The organism is Faecalibacterium hattorii, assembly GCF_003287455.1.
GTDB lineage: Bacteria > Bacillota > Clostridia > Oscillospirales > Ruminococcaceae > Faecalibacterium > Faecalibacterium hattorii.
This window is the reverse complement of record NZ_PRLC01000006.1, coordinates 53770-77817: the sequence shown is the minus strand read 5'-3', so window position 1 is coordinate 77817 and position 24048 is coordinate 53770. Positions and strand designations below refer to the sequence as shown.

Annotated in this window: 21 protein-coding genes and 1 pseudogene; 10 read left to right on the top strand and 12 right to left on the bottom strand. The window is 53.6% G+C overall.

All coding sequences use genetic code 11. The features are described from left to right. The first annotated feature begins 175 nt into the window (after positions 1-175). Entirely contained in the window at positions 176-1120 is a 945-nt protein-coding gene (locus tag C4N23_RS05670; protein ID WP_223389532.1) for a trypsin-like serine peptidase, read from the top strand. Between the two features lie 776 nt (positions 1121-1896). Here the strand turns inward: C4N23_RS05670 and C4N23_RS05660 are convergent. Continuing rightward, positions 1897-2178 carry a DUF6061 family protein gene (locus C4N23_RS05660; RefSeq protein ID WP_015536560.1) on the bottom strand — a complete coding sequence of 94 codons (282 nt, stop codon included), beginning with the start codon at positions 2176-2178 and terminating at the stop codon, positions 1897-1899. A gap of 68 nt (positions 2179-2246) precedes the next feature. Here C4N23_RS05660 and C4N23_RS05655 point away from each other — a divergent pair, with 68 nt between their 5' ends. Beyond that, the gene (locus tag C4N23_RS05655) at positions 2247-2588 is read left to right on the top strand and encodes a Crp/Fnr family transcriptional regulator (RefSeq protein ID WP_342587745.1); all 342 of its coding nucleotides are present in this window, start codon (positions 2247-2249) and stop codon (positions 2586-2588) included. Here C4N23_RS05655 and C4N23_RS05650 read toward each other — a convergent pair. Then, complete coding sequence (locus tag C4N23_RS05650) at positions 2552-2827, bottom strand: DDE-type integrase/transposase/recombinase (protein ID WP_342587744.1); 276 nt, start codon at positions 2825-2827, stop codon at positions 2552-2554. The two genes, C4N23_RS05655 and C4N23_RS05650, sit on opposite strands and share 37 nt — an antisense overlap. Positions 2828-2924: 97 nt before the next feature. On the opposite strand from C4N23_RS05650, the gene C4N23_RS05645 reads away from it, so the two are divergent. Together C4N23_RS05645 and C4N23_RS05640 are read left to right on the top strand one after the other, a co-directional pair. Further along, entirely contained in the window at positions 2925-3857 is a 933-nt protein-coding gene (locus C4N23_RS05645) for an AEC family transporter (protein ID WP_112144693.1), read from the top strand. A 65-nt stretch (positions 3858-3922) separates the two neighbouring features. Further along, positions 3923-5053, top strand: coding sequence for an SLC13 family permease (locus C4N23_RS05640; protein ID WP_112144691.1), 1131 nt, complete (start codon positions 3923-3925; stop codon positions 5051-5053). 101 nt (positions 5054-5154) lie between these two features. Here the strand turns inward: C4N23_RS05640 and C4N23_RS05635 are convergent, their stop codons facing one another. Both C4N23_RS05635 and C4N23_RS05625 read right to left on the bottom strand, forming a co-directional pair. Further along, positions 5155-5346 carry a YbaK/EbsC family protein gene (locus C4N23_RS05635; RefSeq protein WP_342587743.1) on the bottom strand — a complete coding sequence of 64 codons (192 nt, stop codon included), beginning with the start codon at positions 5344-5346 and terminating at the stop codon, positions 5155-5157. Positions 5347-5768: 422 nt separating this feature from the next. Next, positions 5769-6752 carry a Gfo/Idh/MocA family protein gene (locus C4N23_RS05625; protein WP_112144689.1) on the bottom strand — a complete coding sequence of 328 codons (984 nt, stop codon included), beginning with the start codon at positions 6750-6752 and terminating at the stop codon, positions 5769-5771. 191 nt (positions 6753-6943) lie between these two features. On the opposite strand from C4N23_RS05625, the gene C4N23_RS05620 reads away from it, so the two are divergent. The 5 genes from C4N23_RS05620 to C4N23_RS05600 all read left to right on the top strand — a co-directional run bounded on the left by C4N23_RS05620 (position 6944) and on the right by C4N23_RS05600 (position 13718). Next, positions 6944-7597: an NAD(P)H-hydrate epimerase gene (locus C4N23_RS05620; RefSeq protein ID WP_112144687.1), complete on the top strand. Its 654-nt coding sequence runs from the start codon at positions 6944-6946 to the stop codon at positions 7595-7597. A 209-nt stretch (positions 7598-7806) separates the two neighbouring features. Further along, positions 7807-8370, top strand: coding sequence for a TetR/AcrR family transcriptional regulator (locus C4N23_RS05615; protein ID WP_112144685.1), 564 nt, complete (start codon positions 7807-7809; stop codon positions 8368-8370). Further along, positions 8367-10748 (top strand): glycoside hydrolase family 2 protein, encoded by a 2382-nt coding sequence (locus C4N23_RS05610; protein WP_112144683.1) that lies wholly within the window; start codon positions 8367-8369, stop codon positions 10746-10748. Before C4N23_RS05615 ends, C4N23_RS05610 begins: the two co-directional genes overlap by 4 nt. Beyond that, a complete protein-coding gene (locus tag C4N23_RS05605) occupies positions 10739-12124 on the top strand; it encodes a glycoside-pentoside-hexuronide (GPH):cation symporter (protein WP_112144681.1) in 1386 nt (461 codons plus the stop codon). The genes C4N23_RS05610 and C4N23_RS05605 overlap by 10 nt, the downstream gene beginning before the upstream one ends. Beyond that, positions 12117-13718, top strand: coding sequence for a glycoside hydrolase family 36 protein (locus tag C4N23_RS05600; RefSeq protein WP_112144679.1), 1602 nt, complete (start codon positions 12117-12119; stop codon positions 13716-13718). Before C4N23_RS05605 ends, C4N23_RS05600 begins: the two co-directional genes overlap by 8 nt. 235 nt (positions 13719-13953) lie before the next feature. Here the strand turns inward: C4N23_RS05600 and C4N23_RS05595 are convergent, their stop codons facing one another. Both C4N23_RS05595 and C4N23_RS05590 read right to left on the bottom strand, forming a co-directional pair. Then, on the bottom strand, positions 13954-14157 hold the full coding sequence (locus C4N23_RS05595; RefSeq protein ID WP_097793418.1) for a helix-turn-helix transcriptional regulator: 204 nt from the start codon (positions 14155-14157) through the stop codon (positions 13954-13956). A gap of 2 nt (positions 14158-14159) precedes the next feature. Next, entirely contained in the window at positions 14160-14567 is a 408-nt protein-coding gene (locus C4N23_RS05590) for a hypothetical protein (RefSeq protein WP_097793419.1), read from the bottom strand. A gap of 176 nt (positions 14568-14743) precedes the next feature. On the opposite strand from C4N23_RS05590, the pseudogene C4N23_RS14395 reads away from it, so the two are divergent. Then, positions 14744-14815: pseudogene (locus C4N23_RS14395) on the top strand (RNHCP domain-containing protein); the annotation flags it as partial. 323 nt (positions 14816-15138) lie between these two features. Here the strand turns inward: C4N23_RS14395 and sfsA are convergent. The 6 genes from sfsA to C4N23_RS05550 all read right to left on the bottom strand — a co-directional run bounded on the left by sfsA (position 15139) and on the right by C4N23_RS05550 (position 24024). Next, positions 15139-15804, bottom strand: a complete 666-nt coding sequence (gene sfsA / locus C4N23_RS05580; RefSeq protein ID WP_112144675.1) for a DNA/RNA nuclease SfsA — start codon at positions 15802-15804, stop codon at positions 15139-15141. Between the two features lie 270 nt (positions 15805-16074). Then, positions 16075-16293, bottom strand: coding sequence for an HFLK protein (locus C4N23_RS05575; protein WP_112144777.1), 219 nt, complete (start codon positions 16291-16293; stop codon positions 16075-16077). Positions 16294-16390: 97 nt separating this feature from the next. Continuing rightward, entirely contained in the window at positions 16391-16888 is a 498-nt protein-coding gene (locus C4N23_RS05570) for a YolD-like family protein (RefSeq protein WP_112144672.1), read from the bottom strand. After that, complete coding sequence (locus tag C4N23_RS05565; RefSeq protein ID WP_112144670.1) at positions 16869-18386, bottom strand: Y-family DNA polymerase; 1518 nt, start codon at positions 18384-18386, stop codon at positions 16869-16871. Before C4N23_RS05565 ends, C4N23_RS05570 begins: the two co-directional genes overlap by 20 nt. Before the next feature lie 171 nt (positions 18387-18557). Beyond that, the gene (locus C4N23_RS05555) at positions 18558-20612 is read right to left on the bottom strand and encodes a TIM-barrel domain-containing protein (RefSeq protein WP_112144668.1); all 2055 of its coding nucleotides are present in this window, start codon (positions 20610-20612) and stop codon (positions 18558-18560) included. A gap of 199 nt (positions 20613-20811) precedes the next feature. Then, positions 20812-24024 (bottom strand): hybrid sensor histidine kinase/response regulator, encoded by a 3213-nt coding sequence (locus C4N23_RS05550; protein ID WP_112144666.1) that lies wholly within the window; start codon positions 24022-24024, stop codon positions 20812-20814. Between the last annotated feature and the right edge of the window lie 24 nt (positions 24025-24048).

Sequence of the window (24048 nt, the reverse complement as noted above, 5' to 3'; positions counted from 1 at the left end):
TTTTTTTGCGAAAGTAAAAGTTGAAATCTAAAATAAGGATGGCTCTAACGTATGAAAAATTTTACGGAGGTGTTTCCAATGCAGAGCAACTGATGTATAAGAAATCTTGTGTATACTCTAAAAGTAAAGAAGGAAAATTAAAATAGCTAGTGAAAAAATATCTCGTAGAATTTTTTTGAAAGCAAGTGGGATTGTGGCTCTTTCTTCAATGGAGCTTAACTCTGGGCTGACTGCTTTTGCAGATAATCAAAGTGATGGAAGCAAATCTCATATCGAGAGATACCATAGATACGATTTTGATACAAAAGAAGAATCTATAGAGGAAATTATAGTTGAAACCAATTCCTTCACGGATGGAGAGACAACTGCAGGCTATTTTCCAAATGGAAAGATTTCGGATATTGATCTATCCGATCTGTATGCGATTATCGGAAGCAATGATATCACTGTTGTTGATAATCCAACGGCAACACCATATTGTAGTACGGTATGCCTACAGATAACGACCAATAATGGAGGGACAAATTATGGTTCTGGATTTATGATTGGGCCTAATGCACTTGCAACAGCAGCACATAATCTATACAGTATAAAGGAAAAAGCCTACGTTAAGTCGGTAAATGTCGCACCTGCTCGATCTGATAATAGTAAACCTTTTGGAAGCGAAAATGTATCGGCAAGTTCGATGATTGTTAGTGATTCTTATCTTGCTGGAACAAGTTCGGAGGATTGGGCGATTATTACGCTCAAGAATAATTTAGGAACGAAAACGGGATGGCTTGGGTTACATTGGCAGTCTAGCAATTATTCATCATCACAGTTGGTGTATGCTTATGGCTATCCGAGCCAAATAAATGGTGCCGATGCGAGATATCGGATGTGTAAATCTTCTGGGTATATTAGAAGTCAGACTTCAAAATATCTCAAGGGCGATTGGGATTTGACAGGTGGCTTTAGTGGTGGTCCTCTTGTAGAATATATTTCTGGAGCTGGGTATGTAGCTATCGGAATCCATAAAGATGGAAGCACAATTGATGGTTCTTCATATCCAACTTCTTATACAGGGGCATTGAGAATAACACAATCGCTTTATACGCTGTTCCTTTCATACAGAGGTTGATAAAATGAAATGCAAACGGAAGATTATGGTTGGCATAGCATTTGTGGCAGTGGTTCTCTGCATTCTATTTCAATCGAATACATTCGGAAGAAAAAAATCGGAACTTATAATTGAAGAAGTTGACCTGAAGAACAATTGTATTTATGCGACTGCAAAAAATCAATTATATGATACGGATGACAATTATATAATTTATGGCGTATCAAACTACTTGAAAGGAAATCTTCAGTTGTCGTATCTTAAAGAAGGCGAAAGCATTCTTGTGATATCAAACGGTAAGGTGTTGCTATCAGATCCGTATCAATTTGATAAAATATACAGTATTCAACTGTTGCAATAGCGTTTCATTTTCTCAATAAATAATATAAGCTATTTACAGCTGCCTCCTCTGTTAAGTGGTGGTGCAGTGCTTATTCTCAATAACGATGCGATTGATGAAAATGATAGACCTTTTTGGAATTTAGAATTTTCTCAATAATCAAGCCCCCAAAATGGCAAACTTGAAATCATCGAGAGATACATAAAATATAGGGTTAAATCGACTTTCGTGTCGAAAAAACAAGTGCTAGAAATAGCAAAATTCATTGAATTTTAGAATGACATTTATAAGAAACCAGTAGATTTGCCTGATATTTGTGATTTCTTTGACTGTTGGGCCATTGATTTTGCACTACATTGATTTTGCACTACTATGAGCAAAGGAAAAACTTAAAATAAGCAAACAACCCGCCATTTGCAGCGACTGCAAGTAGCGGGTTGTTTGGCCTATTTAGAGGTTAGTCTTTCAGTTTGCCATGGTCACAGCCAAGTGAGAGATAATGCTCAATCTCACCACTCAGCACAAGCTGGACGCACTCCAAGGGCTTGTTGTATAGTAGCCAATCAAGTTCAGCTCGCTGTGCCGGGGTATTGCCGTATTCGTCCTCGATGGCAAGGCAGTCAATGGCAATGGCAGAGCCATCAGCGAACTGGGCTTCCGCTCGGTTGGTGTCCATATTATAGTGCCAAGAACGTGCTTTTTGAGAACTATTCTGGTCAAAAATTCGATTTTGTTTCATTTGAATGCCCTCTTTGATGCTTTTATGATTTAGTTTTTTGACGAGATGAGGTCTCTTTTTTCTTTCTCTTGAGTCACCCAACCGCACTATCCTGCATCTGCGACCACCACCAGAAACTCATCCGCAATCTGGTCAGCGTTCTGGCAAACAAAATATTGCTTTTTAACGATAAGATCACCCATGTCAGCAAACGGACCACCCGGGAAAAGCTGCTGTCCTACCTGTCCGCTGAGTCCATCCGGCAGTCCTCCCTCTCCTTTGACATTCCCTTTGACCGTCAGCAGTTGGCGGATTTTCTCTGCGTGGAGCGCGCCGCCATGTCGGTGGAGCTTTCCAAGCTGCAAAAGGAAGGGCTGCTGGTCACCAAGCGGAATCATTTTGTGATATTGTCAATATCAGTTGACAGATAAAACTCACTGGCCCACATACTTTTGCAGCGAGCATTGTCATGGCAGCGCCCGCCTGCACGATTCATGCTTTGCAGGATACCATATCGTGTGATTGCTCTGCGGTACAAATCGCTTGTATACTGAGCACCGCGGTCGGAATGAAGGATAGTACCGCGCAAAGCCGGATAAGAAGCCATTGCGTTGTCCAATGTCTGAACGCACAGCTCCGCCTTCATGTTTGTACTCATAGCAATCCCCAAAACACTCAGATCGCATTTTTTCTGTTTTCTCTTGACGATGCCCCGCCAATGGAGTAGGATGGTGCTGCAAAAATGAATTGCAAAAGAGGAGTTCTAAATGCAAATCAGCCTTTTATTGATGCAGCAGATCGCGCAGCTATTTCTGATCCTGCTGATGGGATATGCCGTTGTAAAAACCGGCCTGTTGAAGGCATCGGACAGCAAGGTGCTGTCTGTGGTCTTTGTCTATCTGGTCATGCCCTGTGTCGTTCTGAACGCCTTTCAGATCAAGGATACACCGGAGATTCGCACCGGGCTGCTTTATTCCATGGGCATCGCCGTTGGAATGCACATTGTATTTCTGCTTCTGAATGCGCTGTTCCGCAAAGCTCTCAAGCTGGACGCCGTGGAGCAGGTCAATATCGTTTACAGCAATGCCGCCGCGCTGGTCATCCCCATTGTACAGGCCCTGCTGGGGGAGGAATATGTTGTCTACTCCTGCGCCTTTGTCATTGTACAGCTGGTACTGCTCTGGACCCATGCCAGCGCCTGCCTACAGGGGTCTGCCCGGCTGGAATGGCGCAAGCTCCTTACCAATGTCAACCTGATCGCCATTGCAGTCGGTGCTCTGCTGTATCTGCTGCACGTCTCGCTGCCCGCCCCGATCACCAGCACACTCAGCAGTGTCGGCAATATGATCGGCCCCATGGGAATGCTGCTGGCAGGCATGGCTATTGCGGAAGTGCCCCTGAAAAAGGTTTTCTGTACCCCGCGCAACTATCTGCCGGTATTTCTGCGTCTGCTGGGTGTTCCGCTGGTCATCGTTCTGCTGCTTTGGGCAGTTCACGCATCCCTTTGGATACCGGACGGCAAGTCCATCCTGATGACAGTCTACCTTTCTGCCATTACCCCCGCCTGTGCAACAGTCACCTCCATGGCACAGCTCTATGACCGGGATGCTTCTCATTCCAGTGCGATCTATGCCCTGAGCACACTGCTTTCCATCCTGACCATGCCGCTGATGATCGGGTCGTTTGAGCTACTGCTCTGAAATACGGAAAAAGGCCGTCCGGCACCGTAGCAGGGCAGCCTTTACAACTACAAGGATGTGTCTCTATGAAACTCAAACAATTCATTCAGCAGGAAACGGTCCTTACCGCAGCCGCTGTGCTGGCCGTTGTCTCCGCCTTCTTTGTTCCGCCGGGTGCGCAGTATCTCGGCTACATCGACCTGCGCACGCTGGCGATCCTGTTTTCCCTGATGACGGTCATGGCCGGGCTGCGGCGGCAGGGCTTTTTTGATGGACTGGGCCGGGCATTGCTGTCCCGTACCCACAGCATCTTTCAGCTGACGCTGGTACTGGTCGGGTTGTGCTTTTTCGGAAGCATGTTCATCACCAACGATGTTTCCCTGCTGACCTTCGTTCCCTTTACGTTCGTAGTCCTGAGCCGTCTGGGAGCGGATGTCCGCCGCTCTCTTCTGATTCCGGTGGTCTGTATGCAGACCATTGCGGCAAACCTTGGCAGTATGCTGACCCCCATCGGCAACCCGCAGAATCTCTATCTTTACGGAAAAAGCGGCATGAGCATCGGGGGATTTGTGTTTCTTATGCTGCCCTACACACTGGTTTCTCTGTTTCTGCTGCTGGCTTGGGCAGCAATGGTCTGCCGGAAAGCCCCTGCCGCCCTCTCCGTGAATGAGCTTGTTTCTTCCTCTGCGTCTCAGGGGGATCAGAAGATCATCCTGCTGTATCTGGTTCTGTTTGCCGTCTGTCTGCTGTCCGTGATCCGGGTGCTGCCCTATGGCATTGCCTTTGTCGCTGTGCTCGTCTGCGCCCTTTTTGCAGACCCGCACACCTTACGGGCAGTGGACTATTCCCTGCTTTTGAACTTTGTGGCTTTTTTCATCTTCATCGGCAATCTGGGGCGCATTCCTGCCTTTTCCGGCTGGCTGCAGGAGTTTCTGACCGGCCGGGAAGTTCTTGTGGCGGTTCTTGCTTCGCAGGTCACCAGTAATGTTCCTGCCGCCCTGCTGCTGTCCGGGTTCACGGCAGAGACACAAGCCCTCATCATCGGCACCAATCTGGGAGGTCTTGGCACTCTGATCGCATCCATGGCCAGTCTTATTTCCTACCGGCAGATCGCACGGGAGCTGCCACAGGGGAAGAAGCAATATTTTGGGCTGTTCACCCTGTCCAACCTGATCTTCCTTGCGATCCTGCTGGGCGTGTGGTATTTGCTCCGCTGAGTGCGGCAGATGACTTATGGTTTTTCTATAAAGCTAAAAAGGGAGTTCCGTCACGGACGAAGGTCCGAGCAGAGCTCCCTTTACGTTTATTATATGATGCCTTATTCGCCTTCCGGCTCCTTGCAGACATCCACCCAGCCCTCGGCTCCGGCGGCTGCTTCCAGCTCCTGCAAGGTCAGCTTGACGGCGGTGTGACCATTGCCAGCTGCCGGGTAAACGGTATCAAACTTGCGTAGGCTCTCGTCTTTCGTAATCTGGGTGTTGAGGATAGCATAAATCCACTTTCGCACCATGTCAATAGGTTTATTCTTTCAAAGACAAATTTGCTTTTGGGTGCAGTTTTGCCCCAGAGCGGCTTTCTGTTCTTTAGATGTCTGTCTGCCCGGTAAACTGAAATTTATGACTTTAACTTTTTCCAAATAATCAGCTTTAGGATAACACATACGACCACCACAACAGCCACCACGGAACCATACAACAGTAACTCTGTGTACCACGGCGCAGACTGCATGGCATATAAATTGGGATAGGTTTTAAAGTGCCAGAACTTATAAATTCCTGCTCCAATGAAAATCCCTATGAATGAACCAATAACGATGTTTAAAAAACAATTCAACTTTCTCAGCATGGCAGTGCACCCCTTTCCAACTTCCGAGTTATCGTTCTCCGTATAGCATAGTCTCCGCACGCAAAAGACCCGCGGCAAGCTGTGCGCTTACACCTCGCCCGCAAACTTCATGCCCCAGCTCATGCGGGTGTCGTACATCAGGCGGGTCAGGGCAAAGCTGTCCTGCGGGGTGTAGCGGTCGCTGCCGGTGCGCCCCAGCTTGACGCAGCGGCTTGCTTCCCGGATCTCATACTCAAAGCCGTTGATGTCCACCGGGCAGCGGATGACCTCCGGCTCTTTGCCCTCCACTTCCAGCGTCATGGTCTCGGCGTGCTGGAAATCCGGCAGGAAAATACGGCCCTTGGTGCCAAGGATGCGGGCATTGCGCTCCAGCTCCTGCCCGATGGTCTGGACCGACTCCGCCTTGCAGCCGCCGGGGTAGGTCAGCGCAAGGCGACTGTAATCGTCGGTGCCGTACTCGTTGATGTGCACCTCTTTGGTCTCCACCTTCTCCGGGTCCTGTCCGGTGAGGATGCGCAGAAAGCCCAGATTGTAGATGCCGATATCCAGCAGCGCACCGCCGCCCAGACCGGAATCAAACTTGCGGTCCTTCCGGGCACCGGTGGCCACAAAGCCGTACTGACAGCTGATCTGCTTCAGTTCCCCGATGGTGCCCGCCGCAAGGATCTGGCGCAGACGGTCGTACAGCGGCAGCAGCCAGATCCAGAACGCCTCCATGAGAAAGAGGTGCTTTTCCTCCGCCAGACGATACAGCTGCTGCGCCTGTTCCGGGCGGATGGTAAAGGGCTTTTCGCACAAAACGTGCTTGCCCTGCTCCAAGCAGAGCTTGCAGTTTTCGTAGTGCAGGGTGTTGGGGGTGGCAACGTAGACAGCCTCCACCTCCGGGTCGGCGGCAAGGGCTTCGTAGGAGTCATAGCAGAGGGGGATGCCGTACTGCTGTGCAAAGGCCTGTGCGCTTTCCAGATGCCGTGAGCCCACGGCAACAAGCTGCTCCCCTTCTGCGCCCATCTGTTCCACCGTAGACGCAAACTTTTTGGCAATGGTGCCGGTCGCTAAAATTCCCCACTTCATAACGGTACCTCCCGATTTATCACTTTGAACTCAGTATACCATGGTTTTCCCTTGCGGAAAAGGTATCGAAACAAAAATGCTCCCGGAGAGCTTGTTGCGGCTCTCCGGGGACAGAGCCTATACACCGGCATCCTTCATCTTGTTCCCAGCAGTCCCATCCGTTATAATAGAGATGGAAAGAAGGTGCCCACATGAAACACCGCATTGTGACGGCTGCGCAGATGAAGGAAATCGAACGAGCCGGGGATGCCCACGGTCTGCCCTATCTGCAAATGATGGAAAACGCCGGACTGGCGGCTTACGCTGAACTGCAAAAGCAGTTTCCGCATCCCGGCAGGCTGCTGGTGGTCTGCGGAAAAGGCAACAACGGCGGCGATGGGTTCGTGATTGCCCGTACCGCCGCAAAAGATGGCTGGAATGTGACCGTTCTTCTGGCCGAGGGCGAGCCAAAAACCGCTGACGCCATCCGCAATTTTGAGCGTCTGCATTCCCTTCCGGTGCACATCTGCGCCGACGGTTCCGTACTGGAAACCCAGAGCTTTGCTGCCGTTGTGGATGCCCTCTACGGCACCGGGTTCCATGGTGAATTGCGGCCTTCCGGCCTTGCCGCCTGTGGGCTGATACGCCGTCTGCACAAGAGCGGTGCCTTTGTGCTGGCCGTAGACCTGCCCAGCGGCATCAATACGGATACCGGCGAGGTTGCCGAGGGCGCTGCCCATGCGGATCTGACCGTAACCTTCGACAGCTATAAGCCTTTGCATATCGCAAAAATCTCTGCGCCCCTGTGCGGAAAGATCGTCTGTGCCGACATTGGCATCCGGGATGAATGGCACCCGGAGTTTTGACGAGGGCTTGCCGCTGTGGAAAAGCACTTGCACGCAAAAGACCCCGGCGGCTTTCAAGGCACGCCGGGGTTCTTTTTGTCATTCTGCTGCAAAATGTCTACACTTTCTCGGCAGAACGCAGAAAATGCGGAAACCGCTTGATTTGGCTCGGTTTCCGCACTAGAATGGAAACCAGAAACGCAAGTACAGTTTCCATAAGGAGGACGCTCATGCAGGAAAAGCTCGATGCGCTGGTGCGCACACAGGCGATGCAGTTATTCCGTCAACAGGGGCTGCATTTCACCATGCAACAGGTGGCAGAGCCGCTGCACATCAGCAAAAAGACCATCTACACCGTTTACCCCTCCAAGGAGGCGCTTCTGCTGGACATGGTAGACCATGCCTTTGCGGAGATCCACCACTGCAAGCAGAAAATTCTGGCGGGCAGCGGTACTTTGCAGGAGAAGCTGCGGGCAGTCATCATTGCCATGCCGACAGAATACGCCGCGCTGGACCTGCGGCAGATGAAGGAGCTGGACGAGAAATACCCGGTGGTGGCGGCGCGGGTGCGCAGTCACTTGGAAAACGGGTGGGAACCCACCATGGCGCTGCTGGAACAGGCTGTGGCAGAGGGGGTCATGCGTCCGGTGTCCCTGCCGGTGCTGCGGCAGATGATCACCGCGTCCATTGAGAGCTTTCTGGCAGACCGCAGTCTGGCAGAAAGCGGGGTGCAGTATGTGGCTGTACTGGAGGAAATGATCTCGATCTTACTGGAAGGAGTGCTGCCGCGATGAAACACAGTTTTTGCGAGGATTGGGAGTTTACACGACACTGGACGGAAGCCTTTGGCAAGGGGCTGCCGGTGCCAAAACAACAAGCCGTCCGCTTGCCCCATACCTGCCGGGAGGTGCCGCTGCACTATGCCTCCCCTGCCGATTACGAGATGGTCTGCGGCTACCGCAAACGGTTCCGGGTGCCGCCGGTACAGGCTGCGCCCCGGCTGTTTGTCCGCTTTGACGGAGCCGCCCATCAGGCGGTGGTGCGGGTCAACGGCAGGGTTGCCGGGCAGCACCGGGGCGGCTATACCGGCTTTGCGGTGGAGATCACAGACCTTGTGGACCGGGAGGGTGAAAACCTGCTGACCGTGCAATTGGATACCCGTGAAGACCCGGCCATTCCACCCTTTGGCTTTGTCATCGACTACCTGACCTACGGCGGGCTGTACCGGGAGGTCTGGCTGGAAGCTACGGCAGAAAGCCGCCTGACGGATCTGTTCGTCTACACGCCCACCCTGCATGATGCCGTGGTGCAGTGGACGGCAGAGCTTACACCCGCAGCCGTGGCGGTCCGCATCCGGCTGGAGACCGCAGACGGCACCCTGCTGGCCCAGCAGACCGCACAGGCGGCAGAAACCGGGAAGATGCAGCTTTCCGTCCCGGACGCACAGCCGTGGGATACCGAGCACCCGGTTTTGCATCATGCCGTGGCAGAGCTTTTGAACGCCGCCGGACAACCCATCGACCGCAAACAGGTGACGTTTGGCTTCCGCACCGCAGAGTTCCGGGCGGATGGCTTTTACCTCAACGGAAAAAAGACCTTTTTGCGGGGTCTGAACCGACACCAGAGCTACCCTTACATCGGCTACGCCGCACCGGAAAGCCTGCAGCGGGAGGATGCCCGCATTTTGCAGGAGGAGCTGCACTGCACCGCCGTGCGCACCAGCCACTACCCCCAAAGTCCATATTTTCTGGACGAGTGCGACCGGCGGGGTCTGCTGGTGTTCACCGAACTGCCGGGCTGGCAGCACATCGGGGACGACAACTGGAAGGACGCCGCCTGTGAAATGCTGCGGGAGATGCTCCTGCAAAACCGCAGCCATCCCAGTATCATCCTGTGGGGCGTGCGCATCAACGAGAGCGTGGACGACGATGCCTTTTACACCCGCACCAACGAGATTGCCCATCAGCTGGACCCCAGCCGCGCCACCTCCGGTGTGCGGTATCTGGAAAAGAGCCATCTGCTGGAGGATGTCTATGCCTATAACGATTTTTCCCACAACGGCGTAACGCCCGGCGCAAAGCCCAAAAAGGACGTGACCCCGGATATGGGCAAGGCGCTGCTCATCTCGGAGTGCAACGGCCACATGTACCCCACCAAGGCCTTTGACGACGGCCCGCACCGGCAGGAGCACGCCTTACGGCATGTCCGGGTGCAGAACGCCGCCTATGCCAGCGGAGAGCACGCCGGGTGCTTCGGCTGGTGTATGTTCGACTACCAGACCCACAAGGACTTTGGCTCCGGGGACCGCATCTGCTACCACGGGGTGCTGGACAGCTTCCGCAACCCCAAATTGGCGGCAGCGGTCTATGCCAGTCAGGGCGATACCGACCCGGTGCTGGCGGTCAGCTCCTCCATGGACATCGGCGATAACCCCGCCGGGCAGCTGGGCACGGCCTATGTTTTCAGCAATGCCCAGCAGGTAAGGCTTTACAAAAACGATGTGTTCGTCACCGCCCTGCGCCAAAGCCAGTGGACGGCGCTGCCCCACCCGCCCTTTGTGGTGGACGATCCCATTGGCGAGCTGCTGGAGACGCAGGAGCACTTCTCCCCCTCCAAGGCAGCCGCTGTGCGGGACTGTCTGCTGGCCGCCGGAAAATACGGCTTGGCGGGACTGCCGCTGGCCTACAAGGTCAAATTCGGCTGGTGTATGCTGCACTACAAAATGAGCTTTGAAGATGGCGTGGCGCTTTACGGCAAATATGTGGGCAACTGGGGCGGCGAAGCTACCCGATGGCGGTTCGATGCCGTGCAGGACGGCAACGTGGTGCGCAGCGTGTCCCTTTGCCCCAGTGCAAAGCTGCACTTGGAAGTCAAAGTCAGCCGGACGACTCTTCGGGAAAAAGATACTTACGATATGGCGGCTGTCCGGGTGCGCATTCTGGACGAGAATGGCACCCCTGCCCCCTACGCACAGTTCCCGGTGCAGTTTACGGTGGATGGCAGCGCCGCCCTTGTGGGCCCGCAGACCGCCGTGGCAGAAGGCGGCATGACCGGAACCTATCTGCGCACCGTGGGCACTGCCGGAGAAGCCCTGCTGACCGTTTCTGCACCGCAGACCCAGCCCGTTGTGCTGCGGTTCACCATCGAAAAGGAGGATGCTGTATGGAACTGACCCTGAAACAGAAAACCGCATTTGGTATTGGTGCCGTGGGCAAGGATATGGTATATGCCCTGTCGGCTTCTTACGTCATGTATTATTATCAGGATGTGCTGGGGCTTTCGGCCAGCTTTGTGGGCGTCGTGCTCATGGCTGCCCGGTTCTTTGATGCCTTCAACGACCCCTTTATGGGGGTTCTGGTGGCAAAGACCCGCACCCGCTGGGGACGTTTCCGTCCGTGGATCTTTTCCGGCACGCTGCTCAATGCGCTGGTGCTCTACGCCCTGTTTGCCGCCCCGGTGCTGGACGAAGCGGCGTTGATGGTCTATTTCAGCGTGATGTACATCCTGTGGGGCGTCACCTATACCATGATGGATATTCCCTACTGGTCCATGATCCCGGCCGTGACCCGCACCCCAAAAGACCGGGAGAACCTTTCCATGGTGGGGCGTACCTGTGCAGGCGTTGGTTCGGCTCTTATCGCCATGTTCACCATGCTGCTGGTGGGAGCCCTTGGCGGCAACAGCGAGCGCGCCGGCTTCCGCTGGGTGGCGCTGATCGTAGCGGTAATTTTTGCAGTGACAGAGCTGGTGTGCTGCATTTCCATGAAAGAAACCACCCCCAGTGAGATGAAGACCGCCACCGTAAAGGAGATGTTCTCCGCCCTGTTCCGCAACGATCAGGCTATGGTCGTGGTAGGCAGCATCGTGCTGATCAACTCGGCGCTGTACCTTACCTCCAACTTCATCATCTATTTCTTCAAATACGACCTTGGCGGTGCAGGCTGGAAAGCCACCTACACCCTGTTTTCCACCGTGGGCGGTGCGGCGCAGATCCTTGGCATGATGGTGCTTTACCCCTTGCTGCGCAAAAAGTTCAGCAGTACGCAGGTATTTTACCTGAGCCTTTTGCTGGCGCTGTGCGGCTACGGCATGCTGCTGGTGTTCTGCCTGACCGGCCTTTCCCACAGCCTTGCCCTGCTGTGCATTCCGGGCGTGGTGGTGTTCGCCTGCAACGGGATGCTGAGCGTGCTGACCACCCTGTTCCTTTCCAACAGCGTGGATTACGGCCAGCTCAAGACCGGACGCCGGGAGGAGAGCGTTATCTTTTCCATGCAGACCTTTGTGGTCAAGGCTGCTTCCGGTGTGGCGGTATTCCTGACCGGCATCGGGCTGGACCTCATCGGTCTTGTGGGCAACACGGAGGAGACCGGCCCGGTGGCAGTACAAAGCGCCGGAACCCTGCTGGGTCTGCGCCTGATGATGACCGTTCTGCCCATGCTGGTACTGGCTGGTGCGCTGGTGCTGTTCCGCCGCAAGTTTGTTCTGACCGATGCCCGCGCTGCCGAGATCAGCGCACAACTCCACGGGGAGGAAGCGCACCATGACTGAAACACTGCACTGGTACGCGGAAACTTCCGGCGGCGTACAGACAGGCAACTGCACGGTCACGGAGAATGGCGGTGCGCTGCATCTGACGGCAGACCTGCCCGCCGGGACGCTGAAGGCGGTGCGTGCCGAGATGCCGTGGACGATGGAAGCAGACGAGCGTCTGTTCATGAACGGCTACCAGACATGGACCTACAGCCCGGAGCTGGACCGGAACGGCAAGCTGCGCGGCACCGACCACATCCCCGGCTTTCTGCGCAAAAAATACGCCTTTGACCGCTACGGCGATTATCATTTTGCGCCTTATGGGCATCAAAAGGGGCAGAGCCACGGCTTTTCCTACTGCTATTTCCGCAAGGGCACACAGTTCCGGCTGGTGGCATCGCTGGACGAGAAGTCGGGCTACACCATCCTCCGCTACGACAGCGGCAAAGCCCTGCTGACGCTGGAGCGTGACTGCACCGGGGTGGAGCATCCCGGCGGCAGTTTCCCACTCCTTGACCTGTTTTTTGCCGAGGGCGGCGAGACGGAGGTGTTCGACGGCTGGTTTCAGGCTATGGGCATACGCCCTCGGACGGAAAAGAAGCTGGCAGGCTATTCCAGTTGGTACAACCGCTATCAGGACATCACCGAGGATACCATCCGGGAGGACCTGACCGGATGCCGCAGTCTGCTTTGTCTGGGAGACCTGTTCCAGATCGACGATGGCTGGGAGCCGAAGGTGGGCGACTGGCTGGAAACAGATGCACAGAAATTCCCCCACGGGCTGAAAGGCATGGTGGAGGAAATTCATGCCGCCGGATTTCAGGCCGGGCTATGGCTTGCACCCTTTGTGTGCGAAAAGGACTCCGCCCTTTTCCGGCAGCACCCGGACTGGCTGCTGAAAGTGGACGGCAAACCGTGGTGCTGCGGCAGCAACTGGAGCAGCTTTTATGCGCTGGATATCGACAACCCGGCCGTGCTGGACTATCTGCGCCGGGTGTTCGACCGGGTGCTGAACGACTGGGGCTTCGACCTTGTCAAGCTGGATTTTCTGTACGGCGCTGCCCCCTTTGGCAACGCCCATGAGAGCCGGGCAGCCCGGATGTACCGTGCCATGGAGCTGCTGCGCAGTTGGTGCGGGCAAAAGCAGATTCTCGGCTGCGGCGTACCGGTGATGCCGGCCTTCGGGCTGGTGGATTACTGCCGTGTCAGTTGTGACGTGAGCTTGGACTGGGACGATGTGTGGTATATGCGCCTGTTCCATCGGGAGCGGGTGTCCACAAAGCAGGCGCTGAACAACACGGTATTCCGGCGGCAGCTCAATGGCCGTGCCTATGGCAGCGACCCGGATGTGTTCTTCCTCCGGGAGGAAAACTGCAAGCTGACGGCAGAGCAAAAACGCACTCTTGCCACAGTCAACGCCCTGCTGGGCAATGTGTTCCTTACCTCGGATATGCCGTCCCACTACACGGATGCGCAACGGGCAGAGTACCGCCGTCTGCGCACCCTCTTTGAGCACGCCACGCAGGTGCGAGCAGAAGCGGAAAACGACCGTCTCTCTATCCGGTATCTGCTGGACGGAACTCCACAAAAAATCTGTTTCGACCTGTTCTGACAGTGCAAACAAACCACAACAAAACCGCACCCGCCCATGTACTGTGCTTTGCACACAATACGTAGGCGGGTGTTTTGCTGCTCTTCCGGTAAGATCCTCCGTTTTTACAATACAGCTTGGGTCTGTGCAGCACCGGCGGTGTCACACCCTGCGCTCAATATCGTTATTTGAAAGCCAGCCACACGCAAAGACGCAGTGCCGGTTACGGCCCTGCCATAATCTGCACTGCGTCTTTTTAATCCTCTGTATACGCAAACAATTCTTCCACCGTGGTGTGAAAGACCTTTGCAATGTCCATCGCCAGTTTCAGGGAGGGGTTGTACTTGCCTTTTTCAAGGTTGACAATGGTTTCCCGGCGTACCCCGACCAGCTCGGCCAGCTCCGCCTGCTTGAAATTGTCCCGCTCCCGGTATTCTTTCAGTTTCGTGACCAGTGCCATGCTCAGAGTCCTTTCTCGTCCATCAGCCAGAATGCAACCGTGCGCACGACTTCAATCAGGATCAGCGTCCCCATCAGGCAGTAACCGATGACCTCGGTGGTGAGCACGAGCCGACCGATGGCACAGGCAAAGCCAATCCCAATCAGGGCGGCCTTGCAGACCTTCAGACAGATGCTGTCGCATCGGTGGAGATTGGCCTCGGCCATTTCGTCGGCAGCTTCCTGCTTATATTTCCGCACCCGGATAGCGCGGAATACAAAATACCAGAACGTGAAGCCACCCACAACGGTCTGGATAGTGGGATAAAAATCCTTCCAGTCGTTCCGTGCCCACATCCAGTAGTAGAGCGCGACCAGAACGGCAAAGATGATCTTGTCGGCGACCAGCTCTTTCAACGTGACTTTTTTCATAGGAAAGTTCCTTTCTTGCGAATGAAGATATACCATACAATGAAATGAGGTGAGAAATTTCGCACATCTTGTGTGATAAATATATCACATTGCACAGAGCATGTCAATAGAAAATGTGCGAAAAATATAACTTTTCCAGAACGCATGATGAACAATGATTTCAAAAAGGCGGCGAGTGGGCCATCATCCACCGCTGCAAACGCTGCGGAAAGCTCAGCTCCAACCGGGTGGCGGCAGACGACAATCCCATGAAGCTCATGAGCATTGCCATAAAGCCCCTGTGCGCTCCGCCGTTCCCGCTGGATTATCTTGAAGAAATGACCGCCTTGATGGGCGGCGATGGACGGATGCGGTAAGCCGCAGCCAAAAACGAAAAGGCCGCTGTGCCGGAGAAGCGCTCTGCGACACAGCGGCCTTTTGTAACTTACCCCCTGATTTTTACAATAGCAATTCAACTTTTTAATGCAACAGCAACAACGTTGAATTGCATCTCGCAAATATGCTGTTTGAATGTTGCGCTAATTTCTTGACTTGCGATAAGAAACAGGATGTTCTTTCATTCCATCCCATTTTACCCTTCCCGCTGCTCCACGATCTCCAGACTGTCCCGCCCGACATGGCAAAGCAGGAACAGCACCCTCACGCCAGCGGCTTTCGCTTCAGCCAGCGCTGTGCCAAACTCCGGCTGAATATCAACATTCGGCCTTACCTCGGCGACGCCTTCCATCTGAATTACAAAGGCCACTGCGCACCGATATCCTGCCCGCTGCGCTTGCGCTAGCTCGTGCAAGTGCTTCACGCCCCGTTCGGTGGGTGCATCCGGGAAATAGCCGACGCCGCCCACTTCCAATGTGCAGCCTTTGACCTCCAGCAGGTATTTCTGTTCGCCCTTTTCCATGTAGAAGTCAATGCGGGATTTTCCGTATGCAAACTCCGGCCTGACAAGGTCAAACTCCTGCTTTGAGAGCCATTCTCCTACCACCTTGTTGGGTGCCTGACTGTCCATATTGACCCAGCCAAGTTCCTGCTTGCGGACCGCCACAAGGTCGTATTTTGTCTTGCGTTTCGGGTTGTCTGACACTTCTAGACGCACCGCCGCACCGGGCAGCAGCAGTTCCCTGCACCGCCCGGTGTTTTTGACATGGACGGTTTCCACCGTGCCGTTCACGTCTACATGGGCAATAAAACGGTTGGGACGGTCAAGAAAAATGCCGTCCACGATTTCTCTGTATTTCAATGTTTACTCCATTTTCATTTTTGTCTGATACGTCTGCGCCAGAACCATTGGCTGCACGCCAAAACAGACTCCTGCAACCGTTTAACCACTGGCAGGAGCCCGTTTATTTCTTACAGCTTCGTCATCCACAGACCATGCAGGTTGCAGTAGGCATATTAAAATCCTCCATCGGAATGTTGTTGGTGTTTCCTGTGGCTATATGATAACATTTCCTAGTTAGATTTTCTGTGACCGGGTCACGCAAGACAGCCCTGTACTGTGGGGATGCCCTCAGCTTCCCATGGCAATGAGCACCAGCACGACCACCACCGCAATGGCGATAAGGCAGCCGCAACCGTTGCCGTCTCCCCCGCCACCGCCGCCATTGTTGTGGTTTCCGCCGCCGCCACCGCCGCCGGACGAGCCGCCGAAGTTGCGGTTGAAGGCCGTCATGTACTGGGCATAGCCCGTGTCACCTTTGCCGAAATAGCCGTAATCACCGTTTGCCATGGTATTTTCCTCCATCCGAAGTGTGTTTTGCTTCTTCTGAGGTCATTTTATCGAAAGAGGTGTCCCATAAACATCTCTTTCAGCATTTTTTATCATCTTATTCTTTCCCGATGCCCAGATACACATCAATGTCCATGATGCCTTCCCCTCTGACCTCCACCAGATCTTCAAAGGGCACCACGGTGTCTCCCACCTGCAAGGTACGGAACACCGGGTCGATGCGGTCTGCTTTTCCGGTCAGCGTGATGTAGTTGCCCACTGCGGGAATCTCCGGGTGGGCGGTATCCTCTTTGAAATACCGCACTGTAATGGTCATGCCCTTGGTGACCTGCATCAGCCGATCGGACAGAGCCGACATTTCTTCCTCGGTCAGAATGCGCTTGGTCACCCGCTCGGTGCGTTGCTTTTCTGCGGCAAGCTGCTCGTCATAGCCCCGCAGCGGAGAGAAGGGCGAGAAGATTTTTGCCCGGTTCTGAAGGGTCATGCGGGGGTGCTTGTGGAGCGATTCTTCGGTCTGGGGGCGTTCCATCTCTAGGATGTCCCCGTACTTTTGGGCGGTCTCTTGTCCGATCTTGCTATTTTTGTAGTTTTCCATCTGAACCTCCCGCCGAACCTCCTGCGCTGTGCCCGCCGATTTGTGCGTTGCGCTGGCGCATGGTGGCACCTTCCTCGTAGCTGCTGGCTTTCAGCACGGCGTTTTTGCCGTACTTGTTCTTGATGCCCAGCATGGCTTGCTGGAGTTTTTTCTCCTTTTCCAGCTTCTTGGTGTCCGTGAAAAGATCCACCTGATAGATGCCCTCGTCCGGCGTGACCTTGTTGGCGTTGATGGTAATGCGCCGCACCGTCAGCGCCGGGTTAGTGATGCGCTCAAACAGCTTTGCGCTTTCGTTGATGAGGGTGCTGCCCAGATTGGTGGGAGCATCGAACCGGACGGTGCCGTGGGCTGCCTTGGGGATGGTTCTGCCGTAGCGGTCGGTCTGGGTCAGGCCACGGTAGCCGCCCTTGTCCACGTTCTCCCGGTCGTAGCCTATCTCCAAGGTGATGGATTCCGTCACCAGCTTCTTTTCGGTGAGCCGGAACATCAGAATCTCTGCCATCTCCCGGACGATGAGCTTGGCTTTGTCGTTGGGGTAAGGGCAGGTCAGCACCTGCCCCTCGCTGATGCTGTTGGTGCTGGGCTTGTAGCTTTTGATCTCAGCCATACCACAGGGCTCATAGCCCCATGCGTGGTCGATGAGAATTTCCGCATCCACGCCAAAAATCTCATACAGACGATCTTCTCCGTGGATAGAAAACCGTGCCAAGTCCCCCATGGTATAGATGCCGTGGGCTTCCAGCTTTTTCACTGTGCCGGGACCGGTCATCCAGAAATCCGTCAGCGGGCGATGGTTCCACAGCAGATACCGATAGGACTGCTCGTCCAGCTCTGCAATACGCACGCCGTCCTTGTCCGCCGGGATGTGCTTTGCTACGATGTCCATGGCCAGCTTTGCAAGGTAGAGGTTGGAGCCGATGCCCGCCGTTGCGGTGATGCCGGTGTTGGTCAGCACCTCCCGCACCATGGTCATGGCAAGCTCATGGGCGCTCATGTGATAATAGGGCAGATAGCCCGTCACATCAATGAAAACCTCGTCGATGGAGTAGGGGTAAATATCTGCCGGGGACACATATTTGAGGTAGGTTTTGTAGATCTGGGTGGACACATCCAGATACCGCTGCATCCGGGGCGGCGCAACAATGTAACTCAACCCCAGTGCAGGGTCTGCGTTCAGGGCGTTGGCATCGAAAGAGGTGCTGGCAAAGTGGTATTTTCCATCCTCTCCCCGGACTGCCTTTTTCTTCTGGATGGCAGTTTGCAGCCGCTGAGCGTTGACCTCTTTCACCCGCTGAACGGCTTCAAACAGCCGCGCTCTGCCGGGGATCTTGTAGGCTTTCAGGGAGGGCGACACCGCAAGGCAGATGGTCTTTTCGGTGCGGGAGGCGTCTGCCACCACCAGATTGGTGGTCAGGGGGTCCAGATGACGGTCTACGCACTCCACCGAGGCATAGAAACTTTTCAGGTCGATTGCCAGATAGGTGCGCTGCGCTGCCATAATTCACTCCTCTTTTGCTTGTTTCACAACCATTTATCTCATTATAATAAATCTTTACGCTGTTTTCAAGATGAAACGGCCATTTTGTCTGTGATATAGACAACAAAAAAGAGTGACAGCATTTCAAGCTGAAACGCTGTCACTCTGTAGGAACTGCGTAATGACTGACGATTATCCTTCTACTTTGACCGTAGCACGATCGCTCTTTGCGTTTCCATCCGCATCCAGCGTGATGTGCACAAAATGTTCCGGCTTATCATAATCCCTTGTCTCGCCGTCATCGGTATAGTATTCGTAGGATGCACCATCGGGAGCATAGGCAAGCAGACGCAGATCTGCAAAATCCACATCGGCAACGCTCTGGATCTTTTTGCCGTCCTTGGCAAGGGGTACAAGGCATCCCTTGCGCACATAGAACACCACTTCATCCAGCTCCACCGGAATGTAATGATGACCTGCTGGCAGCACGCTGGTTTCCATGCGGTTGCTTTCGCTGCACTTTACCCTCACCTGCAGCATCTCCTCCGGCAGATAAACATACCGACCACGGGCATTTTGCTCATATACCGGGGCGATCAACAGGCTTTCACCGATCATCACCTCATCCTCCACCCGGCGGGCAAAGTCGTCCTCCGGGAAGGCGAACGCCAACGGCATACAGTACATGCTGTCGTGCAGAGCAGCCTTCATGTACTCGCTGTAAATGTAGGGCAGCAGCAGGTAGCGCAGCTGTAAAATACCAGCAAAGGCAGCCTTGTTCTTAAAGCGGTAGGGTTCCTGTCGGCGGGTGTCCTTGGCAGAGTGGTTCCGCAGCAGCGGAGAGAAGATGCCCATGCCGTACCAGCGCAGCACCAGATCCTCCGTGGTATTGCTGCCAAAGCCGCCAATGTCGGGGCCTTCGTACAGGAAGCCGCACATATTCAGGGAGGGCATCATGTGCAGCGCAAGCAGAATGTGGCTCCACCAAGAATGGTTGTCGCCAGTCCAGATGCCGCCATACCGGTGCATCCCGATGCAGGCAGAACGGGAGTACATCAAAATGCGCTTGTCCGGCTCCAGCCGCTCAAAAGCCTCGCCCGCCGCACGGGTCATGTTATAACCAAAAAGATTATGTACCTTGTCGTGCCGCATACGCCCCTGCTTGGTGTTGTGGTAGAACAGCTTATAATCGTTTTCGTTGTTGGAAAGCTCTGCCACCATGCTGGTAAAAGCACCAAAGCTGGAAATATCTAGGTTTTGCTTGTCGTATTCCCCAATTTTAGCAAAGACCTTTTTCAGTCTTTCCTCTGCGTAGAAGATTGCTGGCTCGTTCATATCATTCCAGAAGCCCTCGATCCCCTGATCCAGCAGAACTTTATATTGACTGCCAAACCAAGCACGGGCTTCCGGGTTGAGCATATCGGGGAAGTGTACCCGTCCCGGCCACACACCGGCTACAAAGGGAGTGCCATCCTGATTCGTGCAGAAGTAGCCGTTTTTCACGCCTTCCTCGTACACATCATATCCCTCTTCGACCTTGACTCCTGCATCGATGATGGGGACAAGATGGATGCCCTGCGCTTTCATCTCGGCGGCAAAGTCCGCAAAATCCGGGAAGCGCTGCGCATCCACCGTAAAGTCCTTGTAACGCTCCATGTAATCAATATCCAGAACCACAGCGTCCAGCGGCATATGATTGGCACGGTAATTTGCCACCACCTCGCGGACCTCGTCCTCGTTCATGTAGCTCCAGCGGCTCTGGGCGTTGCCAAAAGCCCATTTGGGCGGAATATAACTGCGCCCAACCAACTGGCGGAACTGGTGCACAATATCGGTCAGGCTCTCGCCCTCAATGATGTAGAGATCGTAATTTTCCTCGGGTACCGTGATGCGTAAGGTATCCATGTCGGTGTAGCCGCAGTCAAAGGTGACCTTGCCCGGGTAGTCGATAAAAAAGCCAAATGTATCCTTGCCGGACACGATCATAAAATTATAAGCACCGTACAGCGAGGATTTGCCCTCGGTATGGTTGCCGTCATCGGAGCATTTGCTTTCGTACACCCACCCGCGCTTGTTGATACCACGGACGTTTTCGCCAAGACCATACAGGACATCCTGCGGTTCCATGGCATAGGAGAAACCATCCGGCTCCTTGGTCAGATAGGGTATCGTTTCCATCATGGGCAGAAAAGAACCCACTACACTTTCGGTATCAAACGGTTGACCGTATTGCTTTTTGTAGATCATAGTAAAACACCTCTCCTTTGTTTTTTGAATCGTCACAGTGTAAAACGTACCAACGTATTTTTGATGGGCAATGATAGCAATTCAACTTTTTAATGCAACAGCAACAACGTTGAATTGCATATCGCAACTATGCTGTTTGAATGTTGCGCTCATTTCTTGACTTGCGATAGATACCACGCGCCTTCCTGCACTGCACAGATCACAGCCACCGTTTCAGCACATCGTTCAGCTTATTCAAATCAAGCGGTTTGGCGATATGCTCGTTCATACCGGTGTTCTTTGCCAGCTGCACGTCCTCGGCAAAGGCATTTGCCGTCATGGCAATGATGGGCACTTTGCCCCGGCTGCCGGCAAGGGCACGGATCGCAGCAGTGGCTTCGTAACCATTCATGATGGGCATCTGGATGTCCATCAAAATGAGATCGTACCACTTTTCTGGCGCTTCCATCACCTTTTCGACTGCAATTTTTCCGTTTTCGGCGCTGTCGATGGTCACGCCCGTCATGCCTATGATCTCGGTTGCGATCTCACGGTTCAGCTCGTTATCTTCCACAAGAAGGATCCGCTTGCCCGCATAGTTTTCCTTCGCAAAGTCTTCCAGATAGTTCCGGGCGTTTTCCTCCTTCTTCCCGGATGTAAACTGCCGCAGAGTTGCCGTCAGACGGGAACGGAACAGCGGCTTTGCCATAAACGCATTCACGCCCGCCGCTCTGGCTTCTTCTTCGATCTCGCTGAAATCAAAGGAAGTCAGGATGATGATCATGACATCTTCTCCTACCCGTTCCCGGATTTTTCTGGCGGTTGCAATACCGTCCATTTTCGGCATCTTCCAGTCCAGAATCACCGCAAAATAGTCACTGTTGGTCTCATGACGCGCATAGCAGCGCTCCACAGCTTCCTTACCGGTCAGGACCCATTCGCCCGCTATGCCGATCTCCTGAAGGGTCGCAACGGTGCTTTCGCAGCAGGTCTTGTCGTCGTCCACGACCAGTACCGGCAGATCGAGCAGTTCTTTTTCCTGTTCCCTCTCGTTCTCCTGAAGCTTCAGATAGACCGTGACCGTGATCTTCGTTCCCTTGTTGGGAGCGCTTTCGACCTGAATGTCACCATTCATCAGGTTGACGATGTTTCTTGCAATGGCCATGCCAAGGCCGGTGCCCTGCACCTTGGTCGTCCGGTGATCGTCTGCCCGGCTGAACGGCTCGAACATGATCTTCTGGAATTCCGGCGTCATACCGATGCCGTTGTCCTCGATGGAAAACTCGTAGCAGCCAAGCTCCGAGAAGCCGTTCGGTTTTTCCTTGATCGTGAAGGTGATGTTTCCGCCATCCGGGGTATACTTGACGGCGTTGCTCATCAGGTTCACAAAGACCTGCTGGATGCGCAGACTGTCGCCGCAGACAGCTTCGTGCTCGATGTGCTCAACATGGACTTCGAGCTGATGGTGGTGCTCGTCGATTGCCGGTTTTGTGAGGGTGATCAGGTTATCCACCAGCTCCGGCAGACTGAAATCCTCCTCGGCAAGGCTTATTCGCCCGCTCTCGATCCGGGCCATATCCAGCACTTCATTGATCAGTCCCAACAGATGACGACTGGACTTTGTGATCTTGCCAAGGCACTCGACCACCCTGTCCTGACTCTCGATATTCGCACCCGCAATGGCGGTCAAGCCAACGATTGCATTCATCGGTGTACGGATATCATGGGACATATTGGAGAGAAATTCTGTCTTGGCGCGGCTTGCGTTTTCCGCCGCCCGGTACGCATCCTTCAGTGCCTTATGGGATTCGATCTCGGCCTTTTTCTCCTGTGACACATCCATAGATGCCAACAGTGCTTTGACCAGCTTTGTGCCCTCCCACTCCAGCGGAATGAAGGAAGCGATCTTATAGGTGTTCTCATCCATGGAGCAGTACTCAAATTTGTAGATGTCGTTCTCGCCCTGCAGATTCTTTCGGATATTTTCCGGTGAAATCAAAGCAGTCAATGCGTCCAGCGGTTCCAGTGTCTTATACTTTGCAACCACCTGCTCCACAAAATCATGGTAGGTTCCCGTCGGCGCGTATATCATTTCACCTTGCAGATTATAGAACCGATACCGGTCATTCTCCAGATCGCAGACCACAAAGCGGTCCAGCAGACGCACCACACTCTTGATCAAAAGATCCATCGATGCGTTATCTGAGGCCATCTGCATCCGCCGTGCCATCTCTATTTTGGACTCTGTGATGTCCCGCAGAAAAATCATCGCATATTCAGAATCTTCGATCTCACCGCGCATGACCACGTTGCTGACCCATCGTTCCTCCCCATTCAGAACGATGCGGCAATCCTGACGCAGCTCCGTCTCCAGCCCCTTTAATTTTTCTGTGATGTAGGCGCGATTATAGAAATCCGTTACAGACTTTTTGTCCTCTTCCACCACATAGTTGTCCACCAAGAATCTGACCAATCCATCCCATGTGTGGTTCTGCTCAAAGGCCGTCATCAAAGAGGGCTCCACTTTGAAGGTATCAAAGGTGTTCTTTTCCAGATTTACAAAGTATTCGCAGAGGTTTGCGCTGGTAAATGCACGGTGAAATGCCGCTGCCCGCTGCGCCTGCATCCGGCTTCTTTTTTCCGCGTCAATGTTGCTGATGATTCCGGCTATTCGATTGGCCGAGCCATCCAGACGGCGTATCACCTCCGCCGATGCCCGGAACCACTGGTATTGGCCATCCTGCATTTTCAGCCGGTACTCAACATTATATTTTGTAGTATTGGTTTTGTCCGCAATCGTTTCCAAAAGCAGCTGCATTACCCGGTCATAGTCCTCCGGGTGCAGAAGGTTCGACCACGAATCCAGTTTGTTCGGAAAATCCAGAATGTCATGATATCCAAGGATCTGCCGGAACGCATGGCTCCAGTTCACATGAACGATCTCACCGTTTTCATTACACTCAAAATACCACAGCGCAGAATGGATGGATTCGTTAACCAGCGCAAGGTTCTCATACGCCCAGTTCATCTGTACTGACATGATCCAGATCGGTGTTCCATCCGTATCGACTGCATCTTTTTTGTAGAGACGCACATAGACGGGAGAGCCATCTGCTGTAAGGATCCGGCCTTCTCCTTCGCCTTGGAGCTGACGAAAGCGTGCATTGTCAAGGAATGTGCCATCTTTCTTGTAGAAAAGATTCTTCAGCGAACCCTTTGTCTGCTCCATCAGGGATGCATAGCTGTGGTTCAGATTATGCAGCAACAGATCACTGACCGACAGGATCGACAATTCGGCATCATAGTACCCGGCAATGGTTCCGACACCGCCATTATGATAGATCGTCTCCTGCATGGCCTGAAATGCATCTTTTCCCAGCCTTACCGTATCGGAAGTGTAGATTTCATCTGTAAGTCTTCTATCGAATTTCATTTTCTTCTTCATCCTCGTAGGGTT

What these genes read in the sequence shown, in the direction of transcription:
- C4N23_RS05660 (WP_015536560.1), bottom strand. Translation starts at nt 2,178, where the DNA reads ATGAAACAAAATCGAATTTTTGACCAGAATAGTTCTCAAAAAGCACGT.
- C4N23_RS05645 (WP_112144693.1), top strand. Translation starts at nt 2,925, where the DNA reads ATGCAAATCAGCCTTTTATTGATGCAGCAGATCGCGCAGCTATTTCTG.
- C4N23_RS05640 (WP_112144691.1), top strand. Translation starts at nt 3,923, where the DNA reads ATGAAACTCAAACAATTCATTCAGCAGGAAACGGTCCTTACCGCAGCC.
- C4N23_RS05635 (WP_342587743.1), bottom strand. Translation starts at nt 5,346, where the DNA reads ATGGTGCGAAAGTGGATTTATGCTATCCTCAACACCCAGATTACGAAA.
- C4N23_RS05625 (WP_112144689.1), bottom strand. Translation starts at nt 6,752, where the DNA reads ATGAAGTGGGGAATTTTAGCGACCGGCACCATTGCCAAAAAGTTTGCG.
- C4N23_RS05620 (WP_112144687.1), top strand. Translation starts at nt 6,944, where the DNA reads ATGAAACACCGCATTGTGACGGCTGCGCAGATGAAGGAAATCGAACGA.
- C4N23_RS05615 (WP_112144685.1), top strand. Translation starts at nt 7,807, where the DNA reads ATGCAGGAAAAGCTCGATGCGCTGGTGCGCACACAGGCGATGCAGTTA.
- C4N23_RS05610 (WP_112144683.1), top strand. Translation starts at nt 8,367, where the DNA reads ATGAAACACAGTTTTTGCGAGGATTGGGAGTTTACACGACACTGGACG.
- C4N23_RS05605 (WP_112144681.1), top strand. Translation starts at nt 10,739, where the DNA reads ATGGAACTGACCCTGAAACAGAAAACCGCATTTGGTATTGGTGCCGTG.
- C4N23_RS05600 (WP_112144679.1), top strand. Translation starts at nt 12,117, where the DNA reads ATGACTGAAACACTGCACTGGTACGCGGAAACTTCCGGCGGCGTACAG.
- C4N23_RS05595 (WP_097793418.1), bottom strand. Translation starts at nt 14,157, where the DNA reads ATGGCACTGGTCACGAAACTGAAAGAATACCGGGAGCGGGACAATTTC.
- C4N23_RS05590 (WP_097793419.1), bottom strand. Translation starts at nt 14,567, where the DNA reads ATGAAAAAAGTCACGTTGAAAGAGCTGGTCGCCGACAAGATCATCTTT.
- C4N23_RS05575 (WP_112144777.1), bottom strand. Translation starts at nt 16,293, where the DNA reads ATGGCAAACGGTGATTACGGCTATTTCGGCAAAGGTGACACGGGCTAT.
- C4N23_RS05570 (WP_112144672.1), bottom strand. Translation starts at nt 16,888, where the DNA reads ATGGAAAACTACAAAAATAGCAAGATCGGACAAGAGACCGCCCAAAAG.
- C4N23_RS05565 (WP_112144670.1), bottom strand. Translation starts at nt 18,386, where the DNA reads ATGGCAGCGCAGCGCACCTATCTGGCAATCGACCTGAAAAGTTTCTAT.
- C4N23_RS05555 (WP_112144668.1), bottom strand. Translation starts at nt 20,612, where the DNA reads ATGATCTACAAAAAGCAATACGGTCAACCGTTTGATACCGAAAGTGTA.
- C4N23_RS05550 (WP_112144666.1), bottom strand. Translation starts at nt 24,024, where the DNA reads ATGAAATTCGATAGAAGACTTACAGATGAAATCTACACTTCCGATACG.